This window comes from Aquimonas sp. (assembly GCF_044377145.1).
Classification (GTDB): Bacteria; Pseudomonadota; Gammaproteobacteria; order Xanthomonadales; family Xanthomonadaceae; genus Aquimonas.
Map to the genome: position 1 here is coordinate 1 of NZ_JBILJQ010000134.1, position 6,598 is coordinate 6,598.

A 6,598-nucleotide genomic window follows, 5' to 3' on the forward strand; every position below is an offset into this window, starting at 1 on the left:
CAGCTGAGCTGCTCAGCACACCCGGCGCGCTCAAGGCCAGATCCACACCCGTTGAGCTCGATCTGCCGGAGGTGGTTAGTTAGAAAAAACGTCGCCGAGTGTTGGGAAAGGGTTGACACGTTCCGGCCGACCCGCCGCTGCCGCCGACAAGGCGCCGCAAACCATCGGCGTCGACCAGTGGCAGCGTGCCGCCGCCGATCAGCGCGAACGAGTTGCCGGCGTCGATCGCGGGGCTGCCCGCTCCCAGGCGCGGCGCATCGAGCGAGCGCAACAGCGGATCGGCATTGACATCGTTGGCGCCGGGCGTGTGTGCACCCGCACTCGCATTGTTGCGCAGCAAGTTGTAGTCGTTGTTCGCGGTGCCGCTCGGCGCCACGTTCTGCAAACCGCGGCTGTTGGCGACGATGAGATTGTTGAAGATCACGCCGCTGGTGGTGCCGGTGGCCGAACCTGTCCAACGCGACAGCGAGATGCCATTGGAGCGGACCACGGTGTTGTTGATGATCTGGGCGTTGGTCGAACCCTGGTTGACCAAGCTCGATATACCGCCCGAGAGACCCCCTTCGCCGATCACCGTATTGGATAGGACGCGCGCGGTGACGGTCGAGGCGGTGCCGGATCGTCCTTCAGACACCATGATTCCGGCGCGCTGGAACTCACCGCGGACGGTGTTTCCCTGGACGCGGAACTCGGCGGTGGCCGCTCGGACCGCACTCGCCAGAATCGCCCAGCCCCCGGACACGCCACGCCCGGTGATCTCGTTCCAGGAAACATCGGCGGTGTGGGTCCCGGTGCCGCCCTCGAACTCGACCGTGATCAAGGCATCAGACATCGAGGGCGCCGCGACCCCCCGCAGCCGGTTGTTGCGCACCAGCACTGAATTGCTACTACCGCTGAGGGCGAAGACGGCGATACGCTTAATGCTGGAGCTGTTGCTCGACTCAAGCTCCATATCGGCGACCTCCATGGTTGCCGTCGCCTTACCGGCATAGAACAACAGAATGCCGGCATCGGTCAGTCGAAAACCGCGCAGCGTGATAAGCCAAGGGGTCTCGCCGAAGAAGTTGCCGGTGATTCCGCGACCCGCGGCGAACCGCGGTGAGACGTTGCGCGCCGCCAGCAGCCGGATGCTGCGATTGATGAAGATCTCCTCGGCTATCGGCGACGAAGTGGTCACCAATATCTCGCTGTTGTCCGGCACGCCGTTGATGCAGGCTTGCAGCGTGGTGTTGCAGGGCGACGTAGCGCCCGGCCAAGTGAACGACTCACCCTTGGCTGTACCCTGCTGCTCCTTCGCCGCCGCCGTGCTCGCGAACGCCACTACCGCGAGGGCCAGAAAAGCCGCTCTGCCCGCGACATTGAGCAACCGCGAAGGGGCGCTGGCTGCGGGAGGCCCTGACTGGCCAACCCGCAGATCAAGCGCAGCATGTGCGCGACCTGTAGCAGGCGAGCCAAGGACAGCCGGCATGTGTTCGCGGTGCGCGGATGCGTCAGGGGTAGGCGTGTTCCGAGCTTCTCCGGTCACGTTGCGATTCGCGGCAATGGCGGCGCTTTTCAAGTTGGCTGTCCGGTACGTCACTCTGATGTGACTACCCGGTTACGGCCCGTCGAGGCGCGATGCGACAAGGGTCCGAACGACACTCCACGCCAGCACGCATCGCAACTGGCTGCTTGAGAGCGTCGGCGAAGGCCGCTTCAGGCGCACGGGGCCTGATGTTCGCAAGCGTCTCAGCGAAACTCGAACAGCTCGTGGCGGATGCGTGCCTCGCCTACGCCGCAGGCGTGCAGGGCTTTGCGGCAGGCCTGCAGCAGGCCCGCCGGGCCGCAGATATCGACGTCGACCTGCTCTGCGCCAATACGGCGAACGCAGGCTTCGAGCGCGCGGATGAAGGCGGGGTCGGCCGGGCCAGCGCTCTGGCAATGCAGCACCACCTTGCGTTCTCCGGCAAGCTTTGCGAGCGCGTCGGGCTCGGGAAAGCCGCGGCCGGGCGTGTAGAAGTAGAACAGCTGGACGCGCTCCAAGCCGATCGCGTGCGGGTCGTCGAGCCAGGCGAGGAAGGGCGAGATCCCCACCCCGCCGGCGATCTAGATTTCGCCCGTCGAATCCGCGCGCCGCTTGAATCGACCGAACGGCCCGTGCACCACGGCGTGCATTCCGACGGCCGCCCGATCCACCAGCCGGCGCGTGTGCTCGCCCAGCGCGCGGATCATGAACACCACGCGGCCGGCGGCGTCGGGGGCTCCTGCCAGCGTGAACGGATGCGGCGCGCGCAGGCCCTCGACCTGCAGCCCGAGAAAGCCGAACTGCCCGGGCTCGAACTGGAGCGGCTTGCCGGTTGGCAGCAGTTCAAGACGTACTGCGCCCGGCCCCGGCGTGACCGCGACGATCCGGTAGCCGGCGTGCGAAGACAACCAGGGGTACAGCAACAGTTTCCAGGCGGCGCCGGCCACGCCGAGCGTGGACAATGTCGCCAGCCACACACCGGCAGGGCTGAGCAGGTCGATCGGCGAGCGGATGCTCAGCCAGTGAACGACCACGATCAGAAGGATCGGCCCTGAGAGCCGGTGCCACCAGCGCCACGTGGCATAGGGGATCGCGCGGTTCAGTGCGAGCAGCAGGGTCAGCATCAGGCCGAGAAAGGCGAGCTGCCGCAGCAGGCGCGTGGTGCCGGCGGGCAACGGCAGGATCGCTGCGACGTCCCAGCCGGGCGCGCCCGCCTTGAACGCCAGATGCACGCTGGCGAGCACAAGCGCCCAGACGCCCAGCCATTTGTGTACGCGGTAGACCCGATCGAGCCCGCCGAACATGTCCTCGAGCCAGCGCCAGCGCGAGCCGAGCAGAGCGGAACACGCCATCAGACTCAGCGCGGCGACGCCGCTGGCAAGGCTGAGGCCGGCCGTAGTCAGGCGGCTCTCAGGCGGAATGTCGAGCGCGGTCAAGCCGATGCTGGTGAGGATCAGAATGGTGACCGTGTGGCGGGCATCGAGCGTCATGGGCGCCTGCAGGTGGGGAGTTCGTGACCAGGTCGCCGCAGCGCATGCAAAGCTGCAGGCGCATTGCCGGTCGCGCGCTCAGTGCGGCGTGATCGCCACCTTGAGTACACCGTCGCGCTGGTGCGAGAACAGCTCGTAGGCGGCGACGATGTCGTTCAGCGCGAAGCGATGGGTCACCAGTGCGCCGAAGTCAGCGCGACCGGATTCGACCACCGCCATCAGCCGGCGCATGCGCTCCTTGCCGCCGGGGCAGAGTGCGGTGGTAATGCGATGGTCGCCGAGGCCGGCGGCGAACGCGTCCAGCGGGATCACCAGGTCCTCCGAGTACACCCCGAGGCTCGACAGCCGCCCGCCGGGCTTGAGCACGCGCAGGGCGGAGGTGAACGTCCCTTGCGTGCCCAGCGCTTCGATCGCGGCATCGGCGCCGCGGCCGCCGGTGAGCTTCATCACCTCGTCCACCACGTCGCAGGTCGTGAAGTTGAGGGTGACGTCGGCGCCCATGCGCTTGGCGATGGCGAGGCGGTGGTCGTTACCGTCGATGGCGATGATGGTCGAGGCGCCGCGCAGGCGCGCGCCGGCGGTCGCACACAGACCGATCGGACCCTGCGCGAACACCACTACTACATCACCGATGCGGATGTCCGCGTTCTCGGCGCCCTTGAAGCCGGTCGACATGATGTCGGGGCACATCAGCACCTGTTCGTCGCTGAGGCCGTCAGGGATCGGCGCGAGATTGCCCTGCGCATCAGGCACGCGCAGATACTCCGCCTGCGCGCCATCGATGAGGTTGCCGAAGCGCCAGCCCGCGGTGGCCTTGTAGCCGTGCGCCGCGCAGCCGCCGCTGGCGATCAGATAGCTGCCGTCCTGCGAGGGCACGCCGTCCTGTGCTGCATAGGAATTGAAGTCGGGGCAGATCGCGCCGGCGATGACGCGCTGGCCTTCGACATAACCCGTCACCGCGCTGCCGAGCTTCTCGATCACGCCCACCGGCTCGTGGCCGACGGTGAGCCCCGTCGCGACCGGATACTCGCCCTTCAGGATATGGATGTCGGTGCCGCACAGGGTCGTCGTGGTGATCCTGATCAACGCGTCGTTGGGGCCGATGTCGGGGATGGCCTTGTCGGCCAGTTCGATGCGTCCGCGTTCCACGAACACCGCTGCTCTCATCATCGTCATGGCGCACACCTCGTGATGCATAGAACCCGAGGATGCGTGCCGCCGCGGTCGTGTGTCTGTGCGCCAGCCGACGCAGGCCAGCCGTGTCCAGCGTCAGCCAATCCCAGGTCTGCTGCGGAGTGCGACAGTCTTGCGCTGGATGAACCTGGTGTCGCGTCCGCGCGCCTTGCCTGCGCGCGCGGATGTCCTGCAGCCGATCGATCGCGGCGGGGCCGCTGCGATTGCGCTGCACGGCGATCGACGGGTTCCGCCCGCTCCGCGCGCGTCCTGGCGTTCGCTCGAATCAGGTGCGCGGCAGGGCGCCGAGTCAGCCGCAGCCCTGGCGCATCGCCGCGCCTTCGATGCCGTCGCTGAACAGCGGTGCATTCTCGCCCAGCGCCGTGCGCACGGCCGGGGTCAGCCTACGCACATAGGGCTGGACGCTGACGAGGCTGCTGTCGACAAAGAACACGCCGGCCACGCCGGCGTGTGTGTCCAGCCACGGCCAGGTGCCTCCAGCGCCGGCGCTGGAGGCTTCGAAGATCGCGCCTTGACCATCCAGGCGATTGCGCCAGGTGCCGATGCCATAGCCGTAGCTGCGCGGATCGGGGTTGTTGATGTAGGGCGCGCCGCCGGTCTGGTCATCGCGCATGAAGTCGACCGTGGCTGGCTGCAGCACCTGCACGCCTTCATAGCGGCCGTCCTGCAGGTAGAGCTGGGCGATCCTGATCAGATCGCGCGCGCTGCTGCGGGCGCCGCCGCCGATGTGCGGGTTGGGGACGTCGACATAGCCCGGGCTTGTGCTGCCGACGGCGTAGTCGGTGTCACTCAGGCCCAGCGGCTGGGCGATGCGAGTGCGGAACAGGGCATCCCAGGAAAGGCCGCTGGCGAGTTCAGCCATGCGTCCGGCGACCTGCATCGAGTTGCCGCCGTACGAAAAGCAGGTGCCGGGCGCGGCGATCAGGGGTGCCGCCAGAATCTGCTCGGCGCATTGGGCGAGGCTGATGCTCTGGTCGCGCAGGCAGCCGAGGTCGCGGGCGGGAATGCCCGAGGTGTGCGAAAACAGCTGGCGCAGGGTGATCGGCCGTTTGTCCACGGGCGCGTTGGGCAGCAGGCTGCCCAGCGTCGTGTTCCAGTCGAGTTCGCCGGAGTCGACCAGCGATGCGACCGTGGCGGCGGAAAGCCATTTGCTGGCCGACGCAATCGAGAGTCGGGTGCTGGGCGTGTGCGTGCCGAAGTACAGCGCCAGCACTTCGGTCTCGTCCTTCGCCAGCAGCAGCGTTGCCCCCGACAGCGGCACGGCGTCGACCGCCTGCTGCATGAGTGCCTGGATATGACTGAAGTCTGGGCTGCCCGCCTGCGGCGTTGCGGCCTGGCTATTGGGCGAGGCGATCAGCGCAGCGGTGAGCGCGGCGGACAGGCAGCGCAGCAGAACTGTGTAGGCAGGCATGGTCCGCACACGTTGAAGTTGCCGGGGCTCAACGCGCCTGGTCAGAAAGGGTTGACCGCACCGGCACATGGGCAATCAGTGCGCCGCCGAAGCGCTCAGCCAGCTCATAGCCGCTGCCGCTCGCGTGTTGGATCTCGCGGCGCGTGGCAGGCGTGGTTCGGGCGTTCTTGTGCAGGCGAATGTTCATGCAGCCCTCGGGGCGGAAAGCTGGGTCAGCGGGCCTACCAAGACTTCTCTCCCGAGCAGCGGCGCTGACCGATTGCGCAGGGTGCATTCGTCCGGGATCCGACACTGCGCCAGTACGACATGGTTGGTATCCAGATCAGGGTTTGCTGGCTGGACTGGTGAAGAACGAGGCGAGTTGGGCGTGGAGTTGGCGCATCTGGGCGTCGAGTTGCGTGCCTTGACGCACGTAGGTGTCGAGGAGGGTGAAAGCCTCCAGCAAATGCCGCTGGGCTTGGGCCTGATCGCCCGCAGCGCCGGCGTATTGCCCGGTTAGCACTAAGGAGATGGCCAGCGTCCGGCCCATTTCGTAGGACTTTGTGTTTTCGTAGAGCCGGCGCGCGATGCCCAGCGCACGCTCCTGCTCGACCAGCGCGCCTGCCGCATCGCGCTGCTGTGACTTCATCCCTGCGACTCGTTCGATCGACACCTTCAAATCGTGCGCCACCTGGGCACTGTCCGGGTTGGCAGCCGCTAAGCGTTCAGCGATTTCAAGCCTGCGCTGGTAATGCCCCAAGGCCTGCTCGGCGTCCCCCGCCTGGCCGCGGCTGGACAGAAAGTCGCCCAATCGCTCCAGGCTCACCGACACGTCGCGCGCCGCCTGGGCACTGTCCGGATTGGCAGCCGCCAAGCGTTCGCGGACCTCAAGACTGCGCTGGCAATACCCCAAGGCCTGCTCGGCGTCCCCAGCCTGGCCGCGGCTGGACAGAAAGTCGCCCAATCGCTCCAGGCTCACCGACACGTCGCGCGCCGCCTGGGCACTGTCCGGGTTGGCAG

At 67.2% G+C, this 6,598-nt stretch carries 7 protein-coding genes; all 7 read right to left on the reverse strand.

Going from position 1 to position 6,598, the window contains the following annotated elements; translation table 11 throughout:
• Positions 1-79: 79 nt before the first annotated feature.
• Complete coding sequence (locus ACIQ7H_RS21450) at positions 80-1,177, reverse strand: hypothetical protein (RefSeq protein ID WP_395795405.1); 1,098 nt, start codon at positions 1,175-1,177, stop codon at positions 80-82.
• 551 nt (positions 1,178-1,728) lie between these two features.
• Positions 1,729-2,073, reverse strand: a complete 345-nt coding sequence (locus ACIQ7H_RS21455; RefSeq protein WP_395795407.1) for a hypothetical protein — start codon at positions 2,071-2,073, stop codon at positions 1,729-1,731.
• A 12-nt stretch (positions 2,074-2,085) separates the two neighbouring features.
• Positions 2,086-2,994, reverse strand: coding sequence for a ferric reductase-like transmembrane domain-containing protein (locus ACIQ7H_RS21460; RefSeq protein ID WP_395795409.1), 909 nt, complete (start codon positions 2,992-2,994; stop codon positions 2,086-2,088).
• A 78-nt stretch (positions 2,995-3,072) separates the two neighbouring features.
• Positions 3,073-4,170 carry an NAD(P)-dependent alcohol dehydrogenase gene (locus tag ACIQ7H_RS21465; RefSeq protein WP_395795411.1) on the reverse strand — a complete coding sequence of 366 codons (1,098 nt, stop codon included), beginning with the start codon at positions 4,168-4,170 and terminating at the stop codon, positions 3,073-3,075.
• 307 nt (positions 4,171-4,477) lie between these two features.
• Positions 4,478-5,599: a serine hydrolase domain-containing protein gene (locus tag ACIQ7H_RS21470; protein ID WP_395795413.1), complete on the reverse strand. Its 1,122-nt coding sequence runs from the start codon at positions 5,597-5,599 to the stop codon at positions 4,478-4,480.
• A gap of 28 nt (positions 5,600-5,627) precedes the next feature.
• The gene (locus tag ACIQ7H_RS21475) at positions 5,628-5,786 is read right to left on the reverse strand and encodes a hypothetical protein (RefSeq protein ID WP_395795415.1); all 159 of its coding nucleotides are present in this window, start codon (positions 5,784-5,786) and stop codon (positions 5,628-5,630) included.
• A 135-nt stretch (positions 5,787-5,921) separates the two neighbouring features.
• A partial coding sequence (locus tag ACIQ7H_RS21480; protein ID WP_395795417.1) for a hypothetical protein occupies positions 5,922-6,598 on the reverse strand: 677 nt, incomplete at its 5' end.